This window comes from Pseudoflavonifractor sp. An85, assembly GCF_002161235.1.
Lineage (GTDB): Bacteria > Bacillota > Clostridia > Oscillospirales > Oscillospiraceae > Enterenecus.
The window spans coordinates 1-1,661 of sequence record NZ_NFHE01000084.1 but is presented as its reverse complement, the minus strand read 5'-3'; the positions used below and the strand labels follow the sequence as shown (position 1 = coordinate 1,661).

The window sequence follows — 1,661 nt, the reverse complement described above, 5'->3', positions numbered from 1 at the left end:
GTCGTTCCACCTTTGTATAGCCCTATCGTTTTTTTCGAAAGAAGATTCCTTCCTCCAACCTCGATTTCATTCACAGCTTCCCAACTTGAGTCGCAAATCGGAGTAGTGTACTTGGTGCTTGCAGGGTTCGTATATACAATCTTGTTGCGTGTCCAAATATACTTCCCGCTACTCCAGGTCGGAGGCGTAGTCGTCCAAGAGCCACCCGTTTGAGCAGTTTTTGATGTGGAAAGATAATACTCCTCGGTGATGGAAGAAACGCCCGTTCCCGTTGCGCCTGTGGCACCGGCAATGCAGGTGGGAGAACTGTAGGATGTGCCGCCGTCCGCCCGAGTGGTGCGGGTGCGGCTCCACATGTACTTGCCTTCTATCCACTCCGGGGCGGTCTGGCTCCAGCTGCCTCCCGCCAGCTCGGTCTTGCTGGTTGACAAGTAGTATTCGGTGACAGCTCCGGTGAGAGAGGTGTTCTCCAGCTTGGTAATGGTGGTGGTCTGGCTGCTCACCGTGGCGCTGATGGAGTCCGCCTTCACCTCCAGTTGGGATATCCGCTTTGTCACCTCCTCCTTGGTCTGGGCAAAGGTGCCGTCCACGAAGTCGTGGAGGGCGTCGTCGTTGGTGTAGTCAGAAGCCTTGCCCCAGTCCGAGGCCAGATAGATGCCCATGGGGCGGGCGGTGTTGCACCGCATCAGATCCCCACTGTCCCCCTGGGCCCACAGGTCGCCCACGTCATAGGGAGGCACCGGCTGGGTGACAAACACCCGGCGTTTGCCGTCGGCGGTATCCTGGGCTCGGGCGGCATCCGCCAGGGCCTTGGCCACCTCCACGTCCTCAATGAGCACCCACTGGTAGGTATCATCCATCTTGGCCCACCGGTATGCCTGTCCCCCGGCGGTGTCGTTGTCCACCACGTAGTACAGGTCTCCCAGGTGGTTGATCTTGTCCTCCTCGCTCTCCCAGGTGTTGGCGGGAGCGTTGTCCGGGGTTGGAATTTCCCGGTCAAACCAAGTCTGAATCTGCCCGTCCAGCTGAGCCTGCAATCCATCCAGGCTTCCTGTAATAGTATCAGTGAACTCCGACAGGTTCTCTCCCAGCTGCTCCAGACGCTCCCCCTGGCCAGTTACGGTCCCGGTGATTTGGGTGATGGTCTGGGTCTGCTCTGCTACCGTGGTGGTGAGCCCGTCGGCGGTGAGGGACAAGTCGGCCAGCTTCTCGCTCTGGCTCTTGATGGTACCCTCCAGGGTGCCGATGTTCTCCCCCTGGGCGGTGAGGGTCCCCTCAAATTCCGTGAGTTTGGTCTCCTGCTCTTGGACGGTGGCGGAAAGGCCCTGGGCAGTAAGCTCCAACTTGGCCATCTGCTGAGCCTGGGCGGTGACGGTGCCTTGGATGTCCGTAATCATTCCGCCCTGCTCGCCCACCGCCACCTGCACTTCCTGGATCACCTGGATCTGATCCTCCACGCCCTTCTGCAAGTCCTGAATGTCCTCTTGCTGACCCTGCACCGTAACCTGGATGCCGTCGGCTGTTGCCGCCAGTTGTGTGATACGCTCCCCTTCCCCTTCGATTTGGGCGTAAATGGGGCGGGTGAGGGCACTCTCCCAGTTGTTGAGGGCGGTCTGGTTGACGTTGGTCAAGTCCAGGTTTTGGGTGGTGTAGCGCATCTG

At 59.4% G+C, this 1,661-nt stretch carries 1 protein-coding gene; it reads right to left on the bottom strand.

Going from position 1 to position 1,661, the window contains the following annotated elements:
* On the bottom strand, positions 1-1,661 hold a 1,661-nt coding region (locus B5G37_RS15355; protein ID WP_204217961.1), incomplete at both ends, for a hypothetical protein.